General features: G+C 40.2%; 21 protein-coding genes. 12 read left to right on the top strand and 9 right to left on the bottom strand.

The genetic code is table 11. The features are described 5' to 3' along the window. The first annotated feature begins 24 nt into the window (after window positions 1–24). The 4 genes from H1R81_RS13575 (at window position 25) to H1R81_RS13560 (ending at window position 4,695) form a co-directional block, all read left to right on the top strand. Window positions 25–1,641 (top strand): YceI family protein, encoded by a 1,617-nt coding sequence (locus H1R81_RS13575; protein WP_181841267.1) that lies wholly within the window; start codon window positions 25–27, stop codon window positions 1,639–1,641. Window positions 1,642–1,878: 237 nt separating this feature from the next. Beyond that, a complete protein-coding gene (locus H1R81_RS13570; RefSeq protein ID WP_181841266.1) occupies window positions 1,879–2,964 on the top strand; it encodes a two-component regulator propeller domain-containing protein in 1,086 nt (361 codons plus the stop codon). A gap of 29 nt (window positions 2,965–2,993) precedes the next feature. Further along, window positions 2,994–4,094, top strand: coding sequence for a two-component regulator propeller domain-containing protein (locus H1R81_RS13565; RefSeq protein WP_181841265.1), 1,101 nt, complete (start codon window positions 2,994–2,996; stop codon window positions 4,092–4,094). A gap of 124 nt (window positions 4,095–4,218) precedes the next feature. Next, window positions 4,219–4,695, top strand: coding sequence for a hypothetical protein (locus H1R81_RS13560; RefSeq protein ID WP_181841264.1), 477 nt, complete (start codon window positions 4,219–4,221; stop codon window positions 4,693–4,695). A gap of 97 nt (window positions 4,696–4,792) precedes the next feature. Here the strand turns inward: H1R81_RS13560 and H1R81_RS13555 are convergent, their stop codons facing one another. From H1R81_RS13555 to H1R81_RS13540, 4 genes are all read right to left on the bottom strand, one after another. After that, window positions 4,793–5,143: a LytTR family DNA-binding domain-containing protein gene (locus H1R81_RS13555; RefSeq protein WP_181841263.1), complete on the bottom strand. Its 351-nt coding sequence runs from the start codon at window positions 5,141–5,143 to the stop codon at window positions 4,793–4,795. A gap of 183 nt (window positions 5,144–5,326) precedes the next feature. Then, window positions 5,327–7,360 (bottom strand): histidine kinase, encoded by a 2,034-nt coding sequence (locus H1R81_RS13550; protein ID WP_181841262.1) that lies wholly within the window; start codon window positions 7,358–7,360, stop codon window positions 5,327–5,329. Then, on the bottom strand, window positions 7,361–9,271 hold the full coding sequence (locus tag H1R81_RS13545; protein ID WP_181841261.1) for a histidine kinase: 1,911 nt from the start codon (window positions 9,269–9,271) through the stop codon (window positions 7,361–7,363). Window positions 9,272–9,428: 157 nt separating this feature from the next. Continuing rightward, a complete protein-coding gene (locus tag H1R81_RS13540; protein WP_181841260.1) occupies window positions 9,429–10,172 on the bottom strand; it encodes a LytTR family DNA-binding domain-containing protein in 744 nt (247 codons plus the stop codon). Window positions 10,173–10,451: 279 nt separating this feature from the next. Between H1R81_RS13540 and H1R81_RS13535 the strand changes: the two genes are divergently transcribed. After that, complete coding sequence (locus tag H1R81_RS13535) at window positions 10,452–11,735, top strand: citrate synthase (protein WP_181841259.1); 1,284 nt, start codon at window positions 10,452–10,454, stop codon at window positions 11,733–11,735. A 164-nt stretch (window positions 11,736–11,899) separates the two neighbouring features. On the opposite strand, the gene H1R81_RS13530 is transcribed toward H1R81_RS13535, so the two are convergent. Beyond that, window positions 11,900–12,529, bottom strand: coding sequence for a riboflavin synthase (locus H1R81_RS13530; protein WP_181841258.1), 630 nt, complete (start codon window positions 12,527–12,529; stop codon window positions 11,900–11,902). A 112-nt stretch (window positions 12,530–12,641) separates the two neighbouring features. On the opposite strand from H1R81_RS13530, the gene H1R81_RS13525 reads away from it, so the two are divergent. Together H1R81_RS13525 and H1R81_RS13520 are read left to right on the top strand one after the other, a co-directional pair. Then, a complete protein-coding gene (locus H1R81_RS13525; RefSeq protein WP_181841257.1) occupies window positions 12,642–13,232 on the top strand; it encodes a DUF1684 domain-containing protein in 591 nt (196 codons plus the stop codon). Between the two features lie 72 nt (window positions 13,233–13,304). Further along, window positions 13,305–15,779 (top strand): zinc-dependent metalloprotease, encoded by a 2,475-nt coding sequence (locus H1R81_RS13520; protein ID WP_181841256.1) that lies wholly within the window; start codon window positions 13,305–13,307, stop codon window positions 15,777–15,779. Window positions 15,780–16,256: 477 nt separating this feature from the next. Here the strand turns inward: H1R81_RS13520 and H1R81_RS13515 are convergent, their stop codons facing one another. Then, window positions 16,257–17,141, bottom strand: coding sequence for an AraC family transcriptional regulator (locus H1R81_RS13515; protein WP_181841255.1), 885 nt, complete (start codon window positions 17,139–17,141; stop codon window positions 16,257–16,259). Between the two features lie 164 nt (window positions 17,142–17,305). On the opposite strand from H1R81_RS13515, the gene H1R81_RS13510 reads away from it, so the two are divergent. From H1R81_RS13510 to H1R81_RS13495, 4 genes are all read left to right on the top strand, one after another. Beyond that, the gene (locus H1R81_RS13510) at window positions 17,306–18,076 is read left to right on the top strand and encodes a hypothetical protein (RefSeq protein ID WP_181841254.1); all 771 of its coding nucleotides are present in this window, start codon (window positions 17,306–17,308) and stop codon (window positions 18,074–18,076) included. Between the two features lie 13 nt (window positions 18,077–18,089). Beyond that, window positions 18,090–18,662 (top strand): sugar O-acetyltransferase, encoded by a 573-nt coding sequence (locus H1R81_RS13505; protein WP_181841253.1) that lies wholly within the window; start codon window positions 18,090–18,092, stop codon window positions 18,660–18,662. 27 nt (window positions 18,663–18,689) lie between these two features. Next, window positions 18,690–19,175, top strand: coding sequence for a cupin domain-containing protein (locus H1R81_RS13500; RefSeq protein WP_181841252.1), 486 nt, complete (start codon window positions 18,690–18,692; stop codon window positions 19,173–19,175). A 115-nt stretch (window positions 19,176–19,290) separates the two neighbouring features. Beyond that, window positions 19,291–20,187, top strand: coding sequence for an aldo/keto reductase (locus H1R81_RS13495; protein WP_181841251.1), 897 nt, complete (start codon window positions 19,291–19,293; stop codon window positions 20,185–20,187). 110 nt (window positions 20,188–20,297) lie between these two features. Here the strand turns inward: H1R81_RS13495 and H1R81_RS13490 are convergent, their stop codons facing one another. After that, window positions 20,298–20,951, bottom strand: coding sequence for a hypothetical protein (locus H1R81_RS13490; protein ID WP_181841250.1), 654 nt, complete (start codon window positions 20,949–20,951; stop codon window positions 20,298–20,300). Between the two features lie 410 nt (window positions 20,952–21,361). Continuing rightward, window positions 21,362–21,976, bottom strand: a complete 615-nt coding sequence (locus tag H1R81_RS13485) for a hypothetical protein (protein ID WP_181841249.1) — start codon at window positions 21,974–21,976, stop codon at window positions 21,362–21,364. Between the two features lie 242 nt (window positions 21,977–22,218). Here H1R81_RS13485 and H1R81_RS13480 point away from each other — a divergent pair, with 242 nt between their 5' ends. Beyond that, complete coding sequence (locus H1R81_RS13480) at window positions 22,219–22,758, top strand: ferritin-like domain-containing protein (protein ID WP_181841248.1); 540 nt, start codon at window positions 22,219–22,221, stop codon at window positions 22,756–22,758. A gap of 96 nt (window positions 22,759–22,854) precedes the next feature. On the opposite strand, the gene H1R81_RS13475 is transcribed toward H1R81_RS13480, so the two are convergent. Next, entirely contained in the window at window positions 22,855–24,180 is a 1,326-nt protein-coding gene (locus H1R81_RS13475; RefSeq protein ID WP_181841247.1) for an alpha-L-fucosidase, read from the bottom strand. Window positions 24,181–24,337 lie beyond the last annotated feature (157 nt).

Below are 24,337 nucleotides of genomic sequence, written 5' to 3'. Positions count from 1 at the left end.
ATCATTTGTCAATGAGTATTAATCATGAAATACATACACATATATGCTTTGTACCTGGTGTTTGTTTTTTGTACTTCCTGTGGACAAAAACAAACAAACGTACCAAAAGATAGTATCAAGTTAGAAGTAAAAGACATTGGGCCTAACCTAATGGCTCGCAATATAAAAAAAGGCAGAAATGGCACCATTCTGATTGCTGGCCCGAACAACGCATCATTTGGTGATGTTTTCCGATACGATGGTAAATCTTTTACTAATCTGACCAATAAAATAGGTCAGCACAAATTCTGGGATGTTCTGGAAGATCTACACGGAAATATCTGGGTCACAACTCTTGACTCAGGTATTTATCATTATGATGGTAAATTCTTTCGACATTTTACAACCACAGATGGTCTTGCCGACAATCAGGTTAAGTCTGTTTATGAAGATAAAGACGGCATTATATGGTTTGGCACCGGAGCTGGAATAAGTCGTTACGATCCCAACCAGGCAGGTGGGAAATCTTTTCGGAATTTTACATCTCCCAACGCTCCGCTTTTTTATAAAGAAGGGCATTGGAATAATGAAATTAATACAGTCATTGAAGATAAAACAGGGAAATTATGGGTTGGCACAAAGGGCGACGCCTTTGTTTATGACGGAGAAAAATTCACTACTTTAACTCATAAAGGTGAACCCTTTCTACATGTTACGGCTATAATGGAAGATAGAAAAGGCACTATCTGGCTCAGTGGTTACAATGGCTTTAGTGGAGGCCGTAGACCCGGTGGCCTCTATCGCTATAACGGCAGTACTTTTACTAAGGTGTCGGAGAGAGGGGCTTATGCTATAATAGAGGATAAAAAAGGGAACATCTGGACAACTGGCCCCGTAAATCCGGCCAATCAGGCGGTACAGGCACTTTCACGTTATGATGCAGAGACATTAGATAGTGATAATCCCACTTTAACCGAAATTATGTCAGGAAGAGCCTTCTTCGGGCTTCTGGAAGCTAACGATGGAAGTATCTGGTTTGGAGATGCAACCGGAGTGTATAGTTACAATGGGAAAACCATCACAGACTATTATCGAAAAGATGGACAGAAAAAATATGCCATAGATACGAAGCAAAGTGCTGTAGTATGGAAAGGCTCCAGGCTACTTGGTGCATGGGAAGGTACTCAATTTCTTGGTGATGGTACCAGTACCGGAGATGTAGATATATTAAAAGGAGAGTTGTTGATTGACAACCGTCAGCTGCTGAGTGGTGTAGTTGAAGTCGACATGAATACTATTGAAAATTTTGTTGATCAACGTTCACTCAATCAATTACTTCCATTTTTTGATGTCAAAAAATTCCCTGTTTCTACATTAACTATTGCAAAGGTTGAAAAATGGAGTGATGGAAATTCAAGAAATGAAGGAAATTTAAAAGTTACAGGGAACCTGACTATTGAAGGTATCACGAAGGCTGTTACTTTTCCAGCTAAAATGTATTTTAAGGATGGAATGGACGGAACTGTAGAGGTGAATGGCACATTAATCATTGATCGAACAGATTGGGGTATCAATTATAATTCAGAAAAACAATTCCCTAAGTCTGGTGATGCCATTCTGGATGACGTTAAACTCCTTATGCACATCGTAGCAAAAAAATAATAGCTGAATCCATTAGATTTCAACCAGGGGGCTATAGCCTTTCAGCCGAGCGTCAGTCCTATTCGCTCAGGGCAGAAAGAGCTATACGAACTTTAAAAGTAAAAAGATCAGCATTTATTTTCTGGTGGTATGTGGTCTCAAATAAATTAACAATTCATTATCTGCCTTTAACAAGGCATTAACAAAAGCCTGATAGAAAGACATTTATTTTTGTTGAAACTACTTATTAAAAAGATCATGAAGCACCTATACTTCTATGTTTTATTGCTATTTACTTCTTGTACTGTTTGTAACGCACAAAACCAACAAAGAAGTTATTACCCGATCGAACCAGAAACTAAAGAAGTAGTCACTTCACACGGGCCGCTGAGTATCACGCGTAATATCAAGCAGGATAAAAAGGGAAATATCTGGATTGCGGCATTTGATGGCATTTTCCGGTACGATCCTTCGGGTTTGTTGAAGATAGGAGGAAAGGCTTTTACCAATATTACGAGTGAGGTGAGCAAAGCCCGTTTTTTTGATGTGTTAGAGGATAGAAAAGGGAATTTCTGGTTTTCGTCTATTGGGTCAGGCGTGTTTTATTATAACCCTTCCAAGACACATAAGGATGCCTTTCAGCATTTTACGACCAAAGAAGGGCTTGCTAATGACCGCGTTCCTCATATCTACGAAGACAAATCCGGGAATGTCTGGTTTGGTACTGAAGGTGGCGCAAGCCTTTGGGACGGGAAATCGTTTCGGACTTTTAAGCCCAATGCAGGGCTGACCAATGCAGACCCTAACGATAATGATATAAACTCTATTGTTGAAGACAAAACAGGGAAATTCTGGATTGCTACAAGAGGAAATCTCTTTACCTATGATGGGAAAAAGTTTACCATTTTCACCCATAATGGTGACCCCTTTATCAATGTCCGTACGATTATGGAAGATAAAAAAGGGAATATCTGGCTTGCGGGAGCTCCCGGACTCTGGCGTGTTAATGGCAGTACCTTTACCAATTTTACTCTCAACTTTACCGGATATGTTTATGAAGACAGAAAGAGCAATATCTGGACGAGCTCAAAACCAGAGTATAGCTACAACGGAGGTGACAGATGGGCTCTTTCTCGTTATGATGCAAAGACTTTATTGAGCCCGAAGCCAACAGCAACCGACATTATGCAAGGATATGAAGATTATAAAAACATGCTTTTCGGGATTCTGGAAGCGAATGACGGGAGCATCTGGTTTGGCTCATTAGGTGGGGTGTATCGGTATGACCCTGCGGCACCGCTCAGGGCAGGAGAAAGAGTTATTACTGCTTTTAAGGATAAATAGTTCAGAGGGCAGACAATCTTAGAGACAATATGATGAATAGAATCAAATTAACTTTTCTCTCACTGTTTTGGGGGGCTGTTTTTCCCTGCACCGGACAAGTGAAAACAAACTTGCCAAAAGAGAATACAACTATTTCTGTTACACACCCAATACTTACAAAAACTAAAGGTTCACAACCTGCCGACAATGTGCATTGTAGTCTGCAAGACAAAGCGAGTAACCTCTGGTTTGGGACTACGGGTGAAGGTGTTTATAAATATGATGGGAAATCGTTCAGCCAATTTTCAGCCTCGAATGGACTTAAAAGTAATATGATTAATCATATTATGGAAGATAAAAATGGGAAAATCTGGATAGGCACAGCGGCTGGGGCTTACTTTTTTGACGGTAAAACTTTTGTTGAAGTTAAAATCCCCCTAATATTTGATACGCCAGCTACCAAGCATGATGTATTCAGTATAATGCAGGCCAAAAGCGGGAAATTATGGTTTGCAACAATTAATGGTGTATATGTCTATGATGGCAAATCTTTTATTCCTTTCGCCGTTAATGAGGGGGTAAGTGGATACATGAACGAAAAAAATAACGTAGAATATATTCTGGAAGATAAATCGGGTAACATCTGGTTTGGGGGGCGGGGTAATAAAGGTGTATTTTATTACGATGGTAAAACCCTCACCAATCTTAAACCCAATGGGGATAGTTGGGCCTGGCCCGCTCTGGAAGACAAACAAGGATACATCTGGTTTAGCAATTGGAATGGAGCGTATCGGTATGATGGCAAATCGTTCACCAGTTTCACTAAGGAAGATGGTTTATCTGGTGCTGTTACCAGAATCATTGAAGACAGAAAAGGGAATCTTTGGTTTGGAGGTGGTAATAGCGGAATTTGCCGCTACGACGCTCCGGCCTCGCCTCATTCTGATTCGCACATGGCGAAAGAAAAATCTTTCACTTGTTTTACCACAAAAGACGGACTAATCAATAATGATGTGTGGTCAATTCTGGAAGATAAAAAGGGAAATCTCTGGATAGGTACCAGGAACACAGGGTTGAGCCGTTACGACGGAAAAGGATTTATCGCTTTTTCGGAAAAGTCGGATATTTCTCTTTTCCCGCAGAACAAATAAAAACTGGCGATAAAAATTTACTATCAGGGGCATAGTATATGAACTTTAGTTAGCTTTGCTGCGGAAAGACATTATTTATTAATCTGAAACAAAAAACCAGTACAGCTATCAATTGATTTATACTATGAAAAAGCACAATTTCTCGATCTTATTAAAGGTATTTGTTTTTACATTTTTCATATCTATACTATTGAGTTGTGATGCCGGCAATAAAAAAGAAGAAAAGCGCGATTCAATCATGATTTCTGCTACTTCTGAGGTCAGTGAAGCAATACCAGACTCTACCGTTCAGTTTTTAATCACTTCTGCATCAATAGATTTTAGCAAACAAAAGCATCCAACTCCCATAGATTTCCGTCATGTAAAAGCGGGTTATACGCTATCAACTGGTAATGAGAAGATCTACGTATTATGTGGAGAGTTTCTTGCACAAGAGGATAAGGAAAACTGGCTGTCATTTGCTACGATCAAGACATCAGGGTATGAACAATATTTAGGAAATCAGGCGCGGGCATTCTGTGAAAAAGCAACCATTTCTTCGACAGGTAACGTTGATTTATCAGTTGAATTAAAAAATAAACTGGCAGTGTTGAGAAAGTAAAAAAGAATTAATGTTATGTACTCCTAAAAATGCGAAAAGCCTTGACTAGTCAAGGCTTTTCGCATTTTTAATGTCGTTACAGATGGTTTACAGTAACTTATTGATGAATGAGTGTTCGTGCTTTTCTTCTGGACACTACAATCTTGTCGCCTGTTGTCAGGTGGGCAATGTGCTCTTCACCTACCGACTCTATACGTTTGAGGTATTGCAGATTAAGCATGAACTTGCGATGAATACGGGCAAAGTGCCCTTTTTCAACTAATTGTTTTTCGTGAACTCCCAACGTGCGCGAAGAAACTACTTTCTTGCCGCATTTAAGATGAAACTCGGTGTAATTTTCAAGACTACTCAGATACACTACCTCGTCAGGCTGAACACAGGTTTTACCGTGGTCAAACCAGATCATCTGAGGGTCACAATAGGATGGCTTAATAAAAAATTTTCTCATGGCTGTTCAAAAAAGGGATTATAATATGGATTGTCAAATTTGACAAGAAAAATATAATCTCTCTACACCCATTTAGTATTTGGCGGATATAGCAGATATTTGGTAGGTTTCGGTTAGTATTTGGGAAGGAGACACCCACCCCAGCCCCTGAAGGGGAGCTAAAGATTCATGTTAGAATTTGTTTTATTCCCCTTCAGGAGCGAGGGGTATATGTATTGTTACTTTAGTGCCAAGCGGAGTTCCATCTTTTGATTTTTTATCTTCAATCATAATCTGGATGTGCAGGTCGTTGGCCTGGCTCAGGAGTTTGATGCGCTCTTCGTTGATATTCATACCCATCGACTGATATTTAGGTATGTTTTTTCGTAAGAGAGAAGCCTGTTCACGGCCGATGCCATTATCCTCAATCATGATCTCAATCGATTCTGTCAATTGCCTGATTTTCAGTTCCAGTACCCGTTTATCATGTTTGTTCATCAGGCCATGTTTAATGGCATTCTCAATATAAGGTTGCAAAAGCATCGGAGGGGTAAGTATCTCGTCGGTATCAATGCTTTGGTCTGATTCGTAGATAAACTCAAAATTATCTTCAAACCGTAATTTCTCTAATTTGACATACAGCACGGCTGTTTCAAGTTCATCAGTCAGTGAAATCAACTGGTCTTTTGAATGTTGAAGAATAGACCGCATCAGCATCGAAAAATCGGTCAGATACTCAGCTGCTTCCAGTGAACGATGGGTGAGAATATAACTTTTGATAGAGTTCAGGCTATTGAACACAAAGTGCGGATTAATCTGCGAGCGCAGCGTGCGCAGCTCAGATTCCTTAATTGCTTTAAACAGCGAATTCTGCTCTTTCTGTATCTGATAGCTCCGGCTGCCGATGGCAATAGAAAAGAAGAAGATTTCTATCAGTGTCCCGAGAGTAAAAACAATACTGGGTTCAATCCGCAGGATAATATAAGACTCATGGCTAAACCACTGGGTCATGAAACCAACAAAAGCCCCAGATACCAGAAAAGTACTGCCTATTTTGATATTTCGGGCGATTCTGCCCTTAATTCTAAAGACCAGCACTAAAAGAATGATGTTCAGAATCGGGAAAACTCCCTGAAAAAGCCAGTAAAAAGAATCACTCCAATCCAGTCGGCGGAAAACAAATAGTACTATTACATCCAGAATCAGAAATACAATCAGTGTTCGGATAACCCGTCTGAACACCAAACCTAAAACAGGGTATTTTTCTTTCAGTTCAAGAAATTCGTACACAAACAGGAAGTAAGAAATCTGCGTGAGCAGAATATACATATTGCTATTGCCAGTATATTTCAGAAATGGCAGGTAACTGAATAAAATATGGAAATAAGGTGAATGTTCATACTCCCATAAATTAAACAAGGCGAGAGAGGCCGTATAAAACCCGTAATAAAGATAATATTTTTGTCGGTCAAGGATGTAAAAGGTCAGTACAAACAACGCAACAAACAGTAGAATAGAAATGATTACCCCATTATTAATAAGGTAAATGTATTCATCGTAAAATGCCTTTACCTTATGATTATTCTCCCACAGATAACTTACCAGTTTAGGGGTTAGGGCAAAGTCTTTTTTGGGATAATCATTTACCTTGACATACAACTGATAATGCGCACCGGGCAGGAAACGAATCGGAATATATTGGTCATCGTAGCGGAACAGCCTTTGGCCGGGTAGATATTTTTCGTTGGTTCTCTGTAGTTCAATCAACTGGTTGTAAATATCGCGATACATAACCACTGAGCGGTGCAGCCCGGCAGTAAAAAGTAAATCAAGGGTGTCTTTGGTTGGATTGTGTATGGAAAGCTTCAACCAGTAATCATAGCGGTATCCTTCAGAAAAGGACTGAGGTTTGGTTAAATCGTTCAATCGTACAAATTTTTGTTTCGGTATGGCCTGCAAGGGTACTTTCCGGGCAGAATCCACAAATAAAAAACTGCTGTCGGCACAGGCTAAAAAACCATTTTTTTCCAGCTCAAAGTATAACGGAATCTGGGCACGGACCTGATAGGAGGCAGACATGATAACCAGACAGAGTAATATACCCCATTCGAACCCTCTCCGGCATTGGTTAGAGAGCCGAGAAAAACCTCTACGCCCTTTCCCGTTGTTGAGAGGGTCATCCTCGCAGAAGGGTTGGGGACAGGTAGCTGCCGTGTTGGGTTTCCTTAATTTTTTCATCTAATCAATGTCAGGCAGATAAATCATTACTTTAGTGCCGAGGGCTTTGCCTGATGCCTTTTTATCAATAATCTGTATATCAATGTGCCAGTCGTTGGTCATGGCTAAAAGCTTTATTCTTTCGTCGTTGATATTCATTCCCATCGACTGATTTTTAAATAGATGTTTTCTTAGCAGAGAGGCCTGCTCGCGGCCAATACCATTGTCATCAATCACAATCAGGGTTTTGTATGTTAAAGCTCTGATACTTATGGTCAGCCGTCGGTCAGAGGGTTTATTCATTAGCCCATGCTTGATGGCATTTTCGATATATGGCTGTAAAAGCATGGGTGGAATGAGGGTTTCGCTGGTATCAATTTTATTATCTATCTCATAAACAAACTCAAAGTCATTATCAAACCGTAGTTTTTCAAGTTTGATATAAAGAAGAGTTGTTTCGAGTTCGTCAGCTAAAGGAATCAGTTTTTCTTTTGAGTTCTGTAGGATAGACCGCATCAGTGTCGAGAAATCGGTCAGGTATTCAGCTGCTTCTACCGACCTGTGGTTAAGAATATAGCTCTTAATAGCATTGAGACTATTGAAAATAAAATGGGGATTAATCTGCGAGCGTAGTGTACGTAAATCAGACTCCTTGACCGACTTCATCAGCAAATTACGGTTACGCTGCCGCAACCATGTTTTATAGCCGAGTGCCGTAGAAAAACACAGGATTTCGACCAGCACACCAATATTAAAAGGCATACTCAATGCCAGCCGCATTAACACGTTTTCAAAGGGTTTCATCATGAGCAATTGTTCCGAAATACCTACAATTACCCCTGACAACAAAGCAACCGACCCCCACTTGATATATTTTACAAATGAGCCTTTCAAGGTAAGCACCATGATAGTTGAATAGATACCAAAGAAAGCAATTACAGGCTGGGTGATTATCCAGACATACCCGCCTGCCTGATAAGCCTGAAAAATGAAATTGAGCAGGGTATCAGCTATCAGTAAGAGAATCAGTAACCGAAGGTAAATCCTGACTGTTTTCTCAAACTTTGGCGCAATTTTACCAAGCTCAAGGAACTCGTTCAGAAAGAGGTAATAAAAGATATTGGCAATAAGTGCATAGGTATTATTGTTAGCAGAAAATTTCAGGAAAGGAATAAAACTGAAAAAAATACGCATATAGGGCGAATGCTCAATGCCCCAAAGCGCAAACAGCAGAATAAAAAACAGATATCCTGCATAATAGATATAATAGCGTTTGTGCTCTACAAAATATAGCACAAACATATACATGGCTACAAAAAAAAGTATTGAAGCAAAAAATCCATCAGCCATCAGGTAACGGTATTCATCAAAAAAAGCCCGCATTTTATCATCATATTCCCATCCGTAGCTCACCAGCTTTGGCTGAAGATTCATAAATAACTGCGGGTGTTCACTTATTTTAATGAGTAGCTCGTAGGTCTGATGCGGGTAAAATTTCAGCGGAACGTATTTCTCATCATAGCGGAAAGGCCGTTGGTGCGGCAGTAAATCCTGTTGAGTAGATTCCAGTACAACGAACCTGCCATTAACCTTTCGGAATATCTTTACACCCTTATGCACACCTGCCGTAAACAACGCAGGGATCATCACATCGGCAGGATTATTAATAGTAACTCTAAGCCAGAAAACGTAGTCGAAATAATCGAAAGCAAAAGGCTGAAAACGGAAAGTATGTAAAGGGAAAAAGGTTTGCCTGTCAATCTGCTGTACAGGAGATTTGCCGCTCGAATCAATGTAGAGTTGGGCTTGTTCAGAAAACAGAATAACCTTATTATCGATAAACTTTCTGGTAATAGTAATAGTGTCTGTTTTCTGCGCAAAACAGAGGACTGATAGAGATAATAATAGCGTTAATGTGAGAAGTAATCTCAAGGTAATTAGTTTGTTTTTACACGATGTTTTACCGCGTGTCGCGCCATTTTTAAATGCAGTAATTCCATTACTACAATGAAATTGGGAGTACAATGAAAATAATTATCCTTACTGGCATTATCCAAAAATGTTGTTTCTAAAGAAAACAGCAAAAAAATCACCTCACCAGATCCATCAGTTTCATTCTGTTGGCTCTCGAAACCTGCAAACTGGTGCCGTTGTTCATCACAACATAGCCCCCTTCGCCTTTGATATATTTTTTGATATGCGTCAGATTTACCAGGTATGATTGATGGATACGAACAAAAGGGTGATTGGAAAGAAGTGTTTCCAGGTCTTTTAATGTTCGGGAAATCAATACCTTTTCTTTGTTTGCCATCATGATTCTTGAGTAATTTCCATCGGCTTCAGCATAGATAATATCGTTAATCGAGATAAACTCCAACCCCTCGGGAGTCGGAACAGCCACATTGGGTTTATGATGGATACCTCCGCGCATATTAGCCAGAAGTAGCTCTAGGTTTTGGATATCAACCTGCTTGCTTTGTTTCTGGCGCACTTTATCAACCGCTCTGATCAGCTTATCTTTTGAGATGGGTTTCAGCAGGTAATCTATGGCGCAGAATTCAAAAGCTGTTAGTGCATAGGCATCGTAGGCAGTACAGAAAATGACTTCAAAATTGATTTTCGGAATCTTCAGCAAAAAATCAAATCCATTCATCTGTGGCATACTGATGTCCAGAAAAATCATATCAGGGCGGATAGTTTCCAGGACTTCAAGGGCTTTTTCGGCAGATTGGAATTTGGCAAGTACTTTTACATCGGCACAATAGGTTTGCAGTTCTATTTCAAGGGTATCGAGGCAACCTTTCTCGTCGTCAATTAAAATCGCTGTGAGCATGGCATCAAAGATTTTCGGAAAGTGAAGCTACAAACATTTCTTCAAAAATTGCGTAAGTTTTTATGAAAACACAAACTTTTTTGAAAAGGTGGGAGTTATCATTTAAGAAATTGTAAATTTGAAGCCGTGATTCTACAGGCTCAGATTAAATTTTAGTTGCCTTAACAAATATTTAATGGTTGATGGTTATTTTTATGCTTTTTTTGCTATTATTGCAACGGAATTAGCAAAATAATTCATCAATAAAATTGATAACCACAAAATAATCTTAATGTTTTTATGGCTGGTACAGCAGAATTAATACTTGACGGTAAATCTTACCAATACCCTACCATAGAAGGTTCGGAAGGAGAGAAAGCGATTGATATTGCTAAACTCCGTGATGAAACAGGATATATAACAATCGATAGCGGCTATAAAAATACTGGAGCTACCAAAAGTGCCATCACTTTTTTAGATGGCGAGGAAGGTGTATTACGCTACCGTGGCTATGCGATTGAAGACCTGGCCGAAAAAGCTAATTTCCTCGGAGTAGCCTATTTGCTTATCTATGGCGAACTACCAAACAAAGAGCAATACGAAAAATTTGATAATGCTATTCGCAGGCATACCCTCGTAAACGAAGATATGCGTCGCATTTTCGACGGATTTCCTGTAAATGCGCACCCGATGGGCGTGATGTCGGCAATGGTAAGTGCTATGAGCGGTTTTTATCCTGATTCGTATGATGATAAAGCACCAGACCATACCGAGACACACATCATCCGTTTGTTGTCTAAGTTTCCTACTCTGGCTACCTGGTGTTATAAAAAATCAAACGGACACCCAATCAATTATCCAAAAAACTCTTTAGATTATTGCTCGAATTTTCTACATATGATGTTCTCGCTGCCGGTAGAAGAATATTCTGTTGATCCGGTAGTTTCGGCGGCTTTGAACAAACTATTGATTCTTCATGCCGACCACGAGCAAAACTGCTCAACCTCAACGGTTCGTCTGGTAGGTTCGTCAAAAGCTAATTTATATTCATCAATTTCGGCAGGTATTTCGGCATTATGGGGCCCGCTACACGGCGGTGCTAACCAGGAGGTGATCGAAATGCTTGAAGATATTAAGGCTGATGGTGGCGATGTAATGAAGTTTGTGAACAAAGCAAAAGATAAAAATTCAGGCTTCCGTTTGATGGGCTTTGGCCACAGAGTGTATAAAAACTTCGACCCACGCGCCAAAATCATTAAAAAGGCGGCTGATGATATTTTAGGTAAATTAGGCGTAAATGACCCTGTATTGGAAATTGCAAAAGGATTGGAAGAAGCAGCTTTACACGATGATTATTTCGTGTCAAGAAAACTATATCCAAACGTAGATTTCTATTCGGGTATCATCTACCGTGCCTTGGGTATTCCGACCAATATGTTTACAGTAATGTTTGCATTGGGACGCCTTCCGGGTTGGATTGCACAATGGAAAGAAATGAGAGCCAACAAAGAGCCGATTGGTCGTCCTCGTCAGATATACACCGGAGCAACCTTGCGCCCTTTTGTAGAGTTGGAAAACAGATAAGAGTATTATGAATTATATATATAAAAGCCTTGGAGATTGGTCTCTGAGGCTTTTTGGTTTTATTGGGATGCCGGTTAGGGGGTTCAAAATTTTGAACCCCTACGTGATGTAACCAGATAATGTTTTATACGAATAATAATAGATAAAAATAGGCAAATCAAATTTTACCTCCTCTGCAAAATCCTTTGCATATACTTACCCAATATATCAAATTCAAGATTCACAGTACTACCCACTGCCAGCTGATGGAAATTGGTATGCTCCCATGTATAAGGAATAATAGCCACACTAAAACCATTGTCTTTTGAATTGACAACTGTAAGACTCACACCATTCACACAGATAGACCCTTTTTCAACCGTAATATTATTGGTTGAGGCATCATATTCAAACGAAATCAGCCAACTACCGTTCTGGTCTTCAAGAGCGGTACAGATACCAGTCTGGTCGACATGACCTTGTACAATGTGCCCGTCGAAACGCCCATTGGCAGGCATACAACGCTCCAGATTTACTTTATCGCCGATACCCAATTTACCTAAATTGGTTTTTTTCAGGGTTTCATCAATGGCAGTTACTTTATAGCGAACCGCCGCATCGCCGTTCGTTCCTTTGATGGTTTCGTTTTCAAGGTTCAGCAGTTCAACTACTGTCAGGCAAACGCCGTTATGCGATAAACTCTGGTCTATTTTTAGCTCGTGGGCTATATCAGATTCAAAAGTAAAAGTTAAATTTGTGCCATCAGGCTGAATCTCAATGAGGTGACCCATTGACTCTACAATTCCGGTAAACATATTAATATCAGGTGATTTTTCGTCTGCGAATTACGATATTTCAACTTAAAATAGCGAATAAAAGTTCTTATTAAGTATATTAGCGCAGGTTTACTTATAATCATACAACATTATGTTTAAAAACAAATTCGTCCTCTTTTTTCTTGTCATAGCCATTGCTGGCATCTTGTTTTACTCACTTCGCGGAACAGAAGATTATATTGCCACCATCAGCGAAAAACGTAATGAATATGCACAGAACCTGACAAATGAGAAAGATTCTCCCATTGCTAATCTGTCCGATTTCACAGGCTTTAAATATTTTGAACCGAATGTCGATTATCGGATAGAGGCAGAATTTAAGGGCACTTCTGATAGTGGAAAAAGCTTGATTCTGATGACCGACAGTACCCAAACTGAATTCAAAAAAGCCGGTGAAGCCACCTTCTTACTAAATGGTGAAAACTATACAGTAAGCCTTTTTGATGAAGGGAAAATTTATCTTCTACCTTTCCGCGACCTCACCAGTGGCAAGGAAACCTATGGTGGCGGTCGCTACATTAATATTGAGAAAGATAAGCTGGTAGGCGATAAAATAGAGATTGATTTTAATAATGCACATAATTTTTATTGCGCCTACAACGAAAGCTATATATGCCCGATTCCACCGAAAGAAAACTTTATAAAAGCCGAGATTAAGGTGGGGGAGAAGGTTTATAAGTGAAACCTGAATAAGCATACACCTCTGCGAATAACCCCACCACAAAAACCAACCATAAAAACAAACATATCCTCTATGAAACAACACTTCATCAAAACACTGGCCTTGCTGATAATCAGTGTCTGTTCAATGGCACAAGACCCCAAATCAATTGATGCCTTTACTACCGGAATGGATAAACGAGAAGGCTTTCTGAATTTTTACTGGAATGCCAAAGACGGCAAAGTGTATCTCGAAATCAACAAATTTGATTCAGAGTTATTGTACTACCCGTCGTTGGCACAGGGGGTAGGCTCAAACGACATCGGCCTGGACCGTGGGCGTCTCGGGCAGGAACACGTAGTGAAGTTTCAGAGAAGTGGCAACAAAGTACTGATGGTTGAGCCTAACTATTCTTACAGAGCCATTTCAGCCGACCCTCTTGAAAGAAATGCAGTAGATCAGTCGTTTGCTAAATCGGTACACTTCGGATTTGATATAAAAGCCGAAAGCAATGGCAAAGTATTAGTAGACCTGACACCTTTTCTGATTCAGGATGCCGTAGGGGCCATTCAGGATATTGCCCGTAGCAGACAGGGAACCTTTCGTTTAGATGCTTCCCGTAGTGCCATGTATCTGCCCAATACAAAAAATTTCCCCAAAAATTCAGAGTTTGAAGTAATTATTACCCTGACAGGCGACAACCCCGGTGGTTATCTGCGTGAGGTAGTGCCTACTGCCAATATTATCACGATGCACCAGCACCACTCATTTATTGAGTTACCTGATATAGAGGCTGATAGAAAAAGCAGGGCATTTACCCCAAGAGAATTTGACCCACGCATAGGCTATGGGGGCATTTCGTTCTTTGATTATGCTACCCCTATCAGCGAGCCTATCACGAAACGATACATTTCGCGCCATCGTCTGCAAAAGAAAGACCCGACTTCTATTCTGAGTGAGCCGGTAAAACCTATCATCTATTATATGGATCCTGGCGCACCCGAGCCTATCCGCTCTGCATTGATGGAAGGAGGTTCATGGTGGAATCAGGCGTATGAAGCCGCCGGATATAAAGATGCGTTTCAGGTGAAACTTCTTCCGCCAGATGCTGACCCTATGGATATACGCTATAACCTCATCCAATGGGTACACCGTAGTACCCGTGGCTGGTCTTATGGCGCCAGTATCATAGACCCACGCACCGGAGAGATACTTAAAGGCAAGGTAACTTTAGGCTCATTAAGAGTACGTCAGGATTTCCTGATTGCTCAAGGGTTTATCGGTAATTATGAAACCGATACTTCAAAAGTACAGGAAATCAACCAGATGGCCCTGGATCGCTTAAAACAATTATCGGCCCATGAAATCGGGCATACTTTGGGGCTTCCGCATAACTATATTTCGAGCATCAACGGCCGTGCCTCGGTAATGGATTACCCGCATCCCCTCATTAGCTATGCTAATGGCAGATTCGATCTTTCGCGTGCCTACTCAATGGGTATAGGCGAGTACGACAAGGCCTCTATCATCTGGGGTTATCAGGATTTTCCCGATAATCTGAACGAGAAAGCAGAGTTAGAGAAAATAGTACAGAATACTCTTAGAAAGGGGTTAAGGTTCTTAACCGATCAGGATGCCCGCCCGGAAGGCTCCGTGAGTCCATCGGCACACTTGTGGGATAACGGTGGCGATGCCGTAACAGAATTAAAAAGAGTGATAGAGCTACGCAGAGTTGCTCTGAGAGAGTTTACCGACAAAAAAATCAGGGCTAATTCACCAATGTCTACAGTTGAAGAAGTTTTAGTGCCGATGTATATGTTTCACCGCTATCAGACAGAAGCAACAGCAAAAGTATTAGGTGGTGCAGATTATAACTTTGCTTTGCGTGGCGACGGACAGGTAATCTACGACCCTGTACCAGCCACCAAACAGCGCGAAGCCTTCAATGCTTTAATGCAGACGCTGACACCTGAGTTTTTAGCTGTGCCTGACCATATCCTGAAAATGATTCCTCCAAGAGCATTCCGTTATCAGGCTAATCCGAGGGAGGTATTCAAACGCCGTACAGGTTTAGGGTTCGACCCGCTCGCTCCGGCAGAAGCATCGGCTGCATTTACTTTAAGATTGATACTGAACCCTGAGCGTAGCGCCAGATTAGTAAGCCAGAAAGTAATGAAACCCGACCTGCCAACACTGGCAGAGGTATCAAGCCTGATGGTACAAAAGCTCTGGAAAAAGCCTGAAATGTTTAAAAATAACAGCTATTATGCCCAGATTGACCGCATGGTAGCCATGTTATTCTTAGACCAGTTGATGACCTTAGCCAACAACAAAGATGCCGCTATGGAAGCACGCGCCAATGCCTATGGGGCCATTGACGATATACAGGACTGGCTGAAAAGCAATACAGTAGATGGTGCAGGTTTCGCACGACTGGCCTTGTTGAAAATCAAACAATTTGAAGATAATCCGGATATTACCATCCCGTCTAATTCTCTGGCTGCCCCTGATGGTGCTCCGATTGAGCCGGGCTACGAGTGGCTGGATGAGGATTGTGAGTGGAAGTAAATGTGCCCCTATCTGTTCGAAAGATCTTCCTGAAGGAGATGACAGGTTTGCGAATGGGTTCTTGTGGAAGTTTAACAATTGCCATACTTATGTACATAGTTCTGGCTAAAGCTAATCGGGAAGATTACATTTATTACCCCTTTATTAAATAGGGGGATTAAATTGTAAAACCCTGACTGGCTTTAGCCAAAATGTTTAGGCAGGGAAATCTGTTTTAGGTATGAAAGGTTTAAGATAGATGCATTCATGGCAGAGCCGCCCATGTGGGCAGGTAAAGAAATGAACGAGTTAATAATAATCTGGTTTCGATACCCTCATACAATCAGCTTCGAGGCATTCCGAAAACCAGAAACAAAAAGCTCCCGAAGCCGGAAGCTTTTTGCTAATCACAATTTGTTTTGAAAAAAACAAATTGTTCCTCATCTATAGAATTACATCTATATAGCCTTTATCTGCCTGATAACAGACCTGTATTTTTTAATTCATTCGATACTCATGCGGAGTTACACCAACTTTTTGTTTAAAAAAGCGGGTAAAGTGCTGAGGATATTTAAAGCCTAATTCATAAGAGATTTCGCTCAGTGATTTAGTATTATCGAAAATCCGTTCTTTGGCCACCTCCAGCAATTTTAACTGCATAAACTCAAGGGCAGTTTTTCCGGTTTCTTTTTTTACCAAATCACCAAAATAGTTGGGCGAAAGGTGCAGTTCGTCTGCAAAATAGGCCACCGAGGGCAAACCATTGACTTTAAGTTTTTCACCCGTGAGATACCCTTGCAAAAGCTGCTCAAATTTCTCTATAACGCCATGATTCACAGCTTCTCTCGTAATAAACTGGCGGTCATAGAATCTCGAACAGTATTTCAGCAATAATTCAAGATTCGCTACAATAAGCATTCTGCTGTGCTTATCCAGATTCTGCTTGATTTCTGCTTCTATATTGGCAAAACATATATCAACAAGCACTCTTTCTTTTTCAGAAACGTGAAGGGCTTCATTGGTTTTATAACTAAAGAAGGAGTAATCCTGAATGTGTTTAACCAGAGAAGTCCCTCTGATTAAATCCGGATGAAAAACCAGTGCCGTTCCATAAGGCTGGTGCATTTCGCCTTCAGGTTCGTGCGTAACTACCTGATTGGGTCCAAAAAATACGATGGTTCCTTCGTCGTAGTCATAGTATTGATTCCCATATCTGAACTCCCCACATCTGCTGTCTTTTATAACAATGGCATAAAACTCCATCATGAATCTGGTTCTTGGCCACATCTGTGACCTGCTCAGGTCAACCACATTAATTAGCGGATGCAACATGGGATTACTGAACATTTCGCTGTATTTCTTAATAGTATCGTATATCAGCATCTGCTTGTTTTGTTTAATTCCTAACCAAAATTAATCTGAATATTTCATATATAAATCGCCACCATTGAAATTGGTAAGTATTCCCGTAAAATGTATAAGACATCCCGTTTTATCCTGCCGTAATTTTGTATTGTTAATTTTATCGGATTTATAACCTATTACAAATGAGCGTTTTCAGAATATTTACCATCCAGACATTTTTAGTACTTTCACTTCATTGTATGTATGCCCAACAGCCTGATACCACGCAGTCTGTTGCTAACTTTTCGGGTTCAGTAGGGCTGACTAATAACGGGTTTTCGATTATACCGACTTTTTCTTTAAACAGCCCTGCTGTTATCATGAATTTATCGTGGCGTAAAAAAAGATTCAGTTTCGACCCAGACATACGCCTCGTACCCGATGCCAGCAAGGGAGGAATGTTATTCTGGTTACGCTATCGGATTATTGAGCAACAGAAATTCAGTGTAAGGTTAGGAGTGCATCCGGCCTTTAATTTACTCAGAACAGAAATTAACGATAATGGGTCAACTACCAAAATTACTGAGCTACTCAGATTCGGTGCAGGAGAAGTTGCACCCAGTTATCAGATTTCACCAAACTGGAGCGTCGGAGCAATCTATCTGTACGGAAAAGCCCTGCAAAAACGCGGGCCGCAGAATACCCACGTTTTGTTTTTCAATACTTCTGTGTCAAATATAAAACTGGGCGGACAAATGCGTTTTCAGCTGATTCCGATGGTGTATTTGCTTTATACCGATGCCTATAAAGGAAGTTATTTTACTGCTACGGGGATTCTGTCACGAAAGAATTTTCCTTTTACCCTGCAATCCACCATTAACCAGACGTTTAAGTCAGATATACCCGGCAACAAGAATTTTATTTGGAATGTACAACTAAGTTATAATTTTAGTAAGAATTTCAAAAAAGTATAAAATAGTCTGCCCGATGCAAATAAACCATCTGACCATATTCGAACGAATGCTTGCTGGTGGTATCATCACATACGATGACCCCGAATATTATAAAATTACTGAGGTTGTAAATACAACCATGCAATGGTCTGTCGAACTCAACAACGCAACAGAAAGGAACCAGATAAGAAAGTGTTTAGAGAAAATAATTGATAAAAAAGTTGATGAAAGTACAACGGTTTTTGTACCGTTTCATACTAACTTCGGACGGTTTATTCATATCGGGCGCAATGCTTTCATCAATAAAAACTGCACTTTTCTGGATTTGGGTGGTATCACTATTGATGATGATGTATTGATAGGGCCTAATGTTCAATTAATTACCGAAAACCATCCGGTTAAACCTTCAGAACGTAAAGCCCTTGAATTAAAATCTATTCATATTCAGAAAAATGTATGGATTGGTGCAGGAGCAATCATTCTGCCCGGCGTAACAGTTGGCGAAAACTCGGTAGTAGCTGCCGGAGCGGTGGTGTCAAAAGATGTTCCGGCCAATACGATAGCAGGGGGCGTTCCGGCAAGAATACTGAAAAATATAGAACATTAAAATAGTAGAACAATGAGAAATAATCAAATGAAAAAAATCAGATTAGCAGGATTGACAGCTTTAGTTATTTTACTTCATAGTTGCTCAGTTAATTCACGGAAGCAATCAGCTAATGCTATTGAAAAAGGGATATTTCCTAAAGGAGCTTTAGGCCCTTCTACAACCTTTACCGGCAAAGCCTGGAATACAGGACTGGTACCGCACGACTCAGTTTATACAACTGTGATAGGCAATGTGTATTTCGAGCCGGGAGCCAGAAGCAACTGGCATTCGCATCCTTCGGGTCAGATACTGATCATTACAGACGGAGTAGGCTATCATCAGATAAAAGGACAACCCCGCCAGACACTCAGAAAAGGCGATGTCATTAAATGTCCACCCAATACCTTACACTGGCACGGAGCAAGCGAAGAAGTGGGGCTACAACAAATGTATATCCTTCCAAACACTGATAAAGGTATTGTGCAATGGTTAAATCCTGTTTCTGATGAAGAGTACAAGGGGCTTAAATAAAACGGAAATTAACCCGATGCATTATTCCTTTAATATTAGGAGTACAAATGCTGCTTCCTTACAACAAAAAAGGGACGCATAAATTTTTATTAATCCGAAACAACAAGATTTAGTCATGATTTTAAATGAAACATTTACCCTGTCAAATGGGGTTGAGATTCCGAAGTTAGGACTCGGAACCTGGATGATTGAAGATAGCAAAGCGACAGAGGCGGTTCGTTCTGCTATTGCAATAGGGTATCGTCATATTGATACCGCACAAGCATACGGCAACGAAAGAGGCGTTGGCGAGGGTATCAGAACCTGTGGCGTGCCACGTGAAGAAATTTTTGTTACAACCAAACTTGATGCCGCCATTAAGAATTATGCGGCAACGGTGGCCGCAATTGAGGGGTCATTACAAAAAACAGGATTAGACTACATAGACCTCATGATTATTCATAGCCCTCAGCCCTGGACGGACTTCCGAGAAGGTGAACACTTCTTTGAAGGTAATCTGGAAGCATGGCGGGCGTTGGAAGAAGCCTATGCTGCCGGAAAGCTACGTGCCATAGGTGTTTCAAATTTTGAAGAGGTCGACCTGGAGAATATACTGGCACATTGCACTGTCAAACCAATGGTCAATCAGATTCTTGTACACGTAAGCAATACACCATTTGACCTCATTACTTTTTGTCAGAGTAAAGACATTCTGATAGAGGCCTATTCTCCGGTTGCTCATGGAGAAATGTTAAAGAACGAGGAGGTTTCGGCTATGGCACAATGCTATGGTGTAAGTATCCCGCAGTTGTGCATTCGTTACTGTCTGCAATTAGGTACACTGCCATTGCCTAAAACGGCCAAACCTGACCATATGCGTCTGAATGCAGCCTTAGATTTTGAAATTTCGGAAACTGATATGAAAGTACTTAAGAATATCAAACCTATAAAAAACTATGGTGATGCGAGCCTGTTTCCTGTTTTTGGAGGGAAATTAACCACCGACGGAACCTTGCAGGCGCGTAACAAATGAGTTATTTCAAGGGTGGCAACCAGTCGTAATATTCTGAAACGGGTTTGTACAAGCCTGTTTCAGAATATTGCATCAGTATTTACAAGATGAACCAGATTTATTTATACTTGTTACATTGCATATATATAAACCATATACAAATAAAAGAAAGCCAGAGAAATTGATAGAATCAAAATACCTATAATTGAGTTTTTGACCCTCATGCCTTTCAGAGATATTTCTAAATTTGAATGCAGTTTTTTTTCAATTTCTCTTATATAATCCTGAGATTCTTCTTCCATTTCTTCCTTATGTAACTTTACGGATTTGAATGAATTATAAAATTGTAATCCAGACATAATTAGTCCTGAAATTACAATAGCAACTACAAGCCAGAATATTATTTGAGAAGAAAATAGTTGAAAACTGAAAATTTTACTCTGGTGTGTGTAACCATTACTATAATAATCAAATTTAGCTTTATTATAGGCTAATGAAGAAATTATCACAGATTTGTAGTTTTCTCTGAAAATATTGTCAGATGCAGATATTGATAAAGGAGCGTTCTTTAAAATTGTCAGTAAAATTGAGTCATTACTAATAATTTTATTGGAAAAGATAAGCCCTTGAAAAAGCAGACTGTCATTGACAGAGTTTAGTGAAGGAGTATTGAAATAAGATTTGTGGGTATCAATAGAGGGGGTTTGTTTAGTATCTGGTGCTTTTTCCTTGCTGTAAACAATAATTGGTAAAAAAAGTATAAGAGTTAGTATTAGTGCTTTCATCTGTCTAAATTAGTTTTGAATTAATCTATGTGGTTAAGTTACATAATTATTATTTCAAAGACTGATTTTTTATTTAAAGGTATGTTTTTGATTCAGCCCAATATAAATTTTACAGTTTTGTCAGAATAAATTATATACTTGATAAAAGCATAGTTAGATAAAAGAAAGAAGATGAAATTTTCTCAACCTTAGTTAACATGGTTTTATATGCTTTTAAGAAATGCTTAGTATAGATAAGACTCAAAACTCAACCTACCCTATGAAAGAGTACTTCTTTTTTATTGATAATGGGTAGCATACAGTAGAGATAAAGAATAGAATTATATGTTCCAGATATAATAACCCTTATTGCCTATAAAAAAAGCTCAGTCCAATCAACTGTCCTGAGCCTTTCCCACTATGAATATATATTATTTTGTAATAAATCCTTCTTCAACCATTCTGTCGTACACAACTTTGGCTACCTCCCGCGTCATTTTATCAACTCCGCCCGGCTCAGTCGATTCCGTCAGCCCTGTCCAGATAATTCTGTCGTCTTTAATAGAAAAAACAGTCACCTCAACCGTATAGGTTTTGGTTGAATAGTATCGGTTAGGAGTAGAATAATACACCCAGCTTCTGCGGTAGAACCCACCAAAAGTACGGTAATAGACAGGATATGACGAAATAGTGCCGGGTACATAGTCAACATCTTTATCAACGTCAATCAATCGCATGATAATGGCTCCATCAAAGTTATCGGCTCTGATTTTATTTAAAATCTGCTGCTCATCCTGTTCGCTGATGCTTCTGTCAAGATAATTATAAGAAACAACCCCTTTTCCGTTAAGATATTTTTTCATCTGGTCTTCGGCCTTCCGGCGGCTGGTTTCATCTTTAAGCATGGCCACCACCAATACCTTATTCAGATTATTAAGTGTAACCGTTTTATCCGGCTCTTTCCAACTACTGGTAATGCGGGTTGAAGTACAGGAAACAAGAAAAATGGCACAAATGCCGGCGAGAAAAAAAACAGATTTGTTCATGGCAATTATTATTTATGTAAATAGACCCAACTTTTAAAATGTGTGCTACTTAACTATTCAAAGTCTATTACCTTAATGTGTAAAACATCAGGCCACCGCTGGATGTGGAAAATCTTTCTCTGCAATAAAGCAGGTAATTGTTTCGATTTGAGCATTTTTCTCTATATCACTATGTATATTCAGAGCCACAGCCCGAATGGCATATTTTTTTTGCCTTTTCGGAAAACAAAAAAAACAGAACCATGAAAAATTCAAGCAAAAGTATCTGGGATATTTTCTCGAAAGAAGAAAATGAAAATCTGAAAGAATTGTTTGTCGATGGCCTCAAAGACATTTATTGGGCAGAACAACACCTTACGGAAGCATTGCCTAAAATGGCAGAAGCAGCCACCTCTGAGGAATTAAGAACAGCTTTTGAAATGCACCTGACCGAGACAGAAAGCCATGTGTTGAGAGTAGAAAAGGTGTTTGAGTTGATCGGTGAAGAAGCTGAAGCCAAGCATTGCCCCGCTATGGAAGGTCTGGTTGATGAAGGAGAAGAAATAATTGATTCTACCAAAGAAGGGACCTTTGTTCGTGACTGTGGTCTGATTATGGCGGCACAAAAAGTTGAACACTATGAAATAGGTTCTTACGGAAGTCTGAGAAGTGTGGCACGTCTATTGGGGTATCATGAGGCAGCTGACGTACTCCAGACGATTTTGGATGAAGAAGGGGCTGCTGACCAGAAACTTACAGCCTTAGCCGAAGCAAATATTAACGCAGAAGCGGCGATGGAATAGCAGGCACACAATAAATCTTTACAAAAACGCCTCATGAACTTAAGTTCATGAGGCGTTTTGCTTTGCGATGTTCTGTATCTTAAATGAGGTATCAGTTTAATTCGCAGGTGTATCATACAATTCTACGTTCGCAATCAATGGCCTGGCTAATGTGCCTTGAATAGCCACCCGCACTTCTTTGCTGTTGACTCTCGGAAAATACACAATACGCTTATGACCGATAGTAGTGGCAGTGGCCACAGTTTTCCATTCATTGTTTTCTTTTACCTGCACGGCAAACTCACTCACCCGTTGTCCGTAACGAATATCTTCCTGTACTACCAGACAGTTAAAGCTCTGTGCCTTATTCATCTTAATATCAATGCTGTTTTCGCCAGTTGTTTTGGTAAACGTGCCTTTAGTTAACAGATTTTTCCTGAAGTATTCGTCACGCATTTTCTTAAATTCAATCAACGATTTTTCGTCGTTTTCATTCACAATACCACGACCATCCACCGGAATATTCAATAATAAATTGGCACCTCTGCCTACCGATTTATTCCAGATGTCCATCAGAGCAGCCGGAGTTTTTACTTTGTCGTCTTCAGCTTTGTGATAAAACCAACCCGGGCGGATAGATACATCGCATTCTGCCGGAATCCAATGTGTTCCGTTTTCGTCACCAACATTCAGGTGTTTAGGTTTGTCGTAGGCCGGGAACAGTTGTGCGCCATTGATGGTGCTCCAGCAGGTTTCTCCGGCAAAACCTCTTTCATTACCCACCCAACGAATGTCAGGCCCGGCATCACTGAAAATCAGGGCGTGTGGTTGGTAGGTCTTCACGGTTTTATTGAACAACGGAAAATCATAAACCTGTTTTTTGCCGTTCGGGCCTTCGCCATTGGCACCATCAAACCATACTTCAAACAAATCGCCGTATTGGGTTGTGATTTCTTTCAGCATGTTTACATATACCTGATTGTATTCGGGTGTGCCGTAAGTCGGGTGGTTTCTGTCCCACGGAGAGATATAGATGCCCATTTTCAAGCCATATTCCTTACAGGCGGCTGATAATTCTTTTAATACATCGCCTTTCCCATCTCTCCATTTCGATTCTCTCACGGTATGTGTTGAGTATTTGCTTGGATAGAGCGCAAAACCATCGTGGTGTTTAGCTGTAATGATGATACCTTTCATGCCTGCTGCTTTGGCGATGCGCGCCCATTGGCGGCAGTCTAATTGCGTTGGGTTGAAAACTTCTTCCTTTTCTGTGCCATCGCCCCATTCTTTATCGGTAAAGGAATTTGGCCCGAAATGCACAAAAGCATAGTATTCCATTTTGTGCCATTTGAGTTGGTCGGCCGATGGAGTAGCACCATAAGGCTTAGGAGTTTGGGCCATTGTAATGCCTGCAAGCAAGCATAAAAAGAGGATTTTTCTCATGAGTGTTTTGTAGTAGAGTGTGCTGGCCGACGGGTATCGGTCTTATGTGGGGGTAAAATTAGTGAATTTATGTTTAGATTGTAACGAGAAAATTGTAGGTAGTGAATAAAGCGGAAATAATTAAAGGTGCTTTAACACGGCCCCTCCGTGGTTTAAG

Source organism: Emticicia sp. BO119, from assembly GCF_013912375.1.
In the GTDB taxonomy this organism is placed as follows: Bacteria; Bacteroidota; Bacteroidia; order Cytophagales; family Spirosomataceae; genus Emticicia.
Note: the sequence above shows the minus strand (reverse complement) of the source record. Positions and strands in the feature narration are given on the sequence as shown.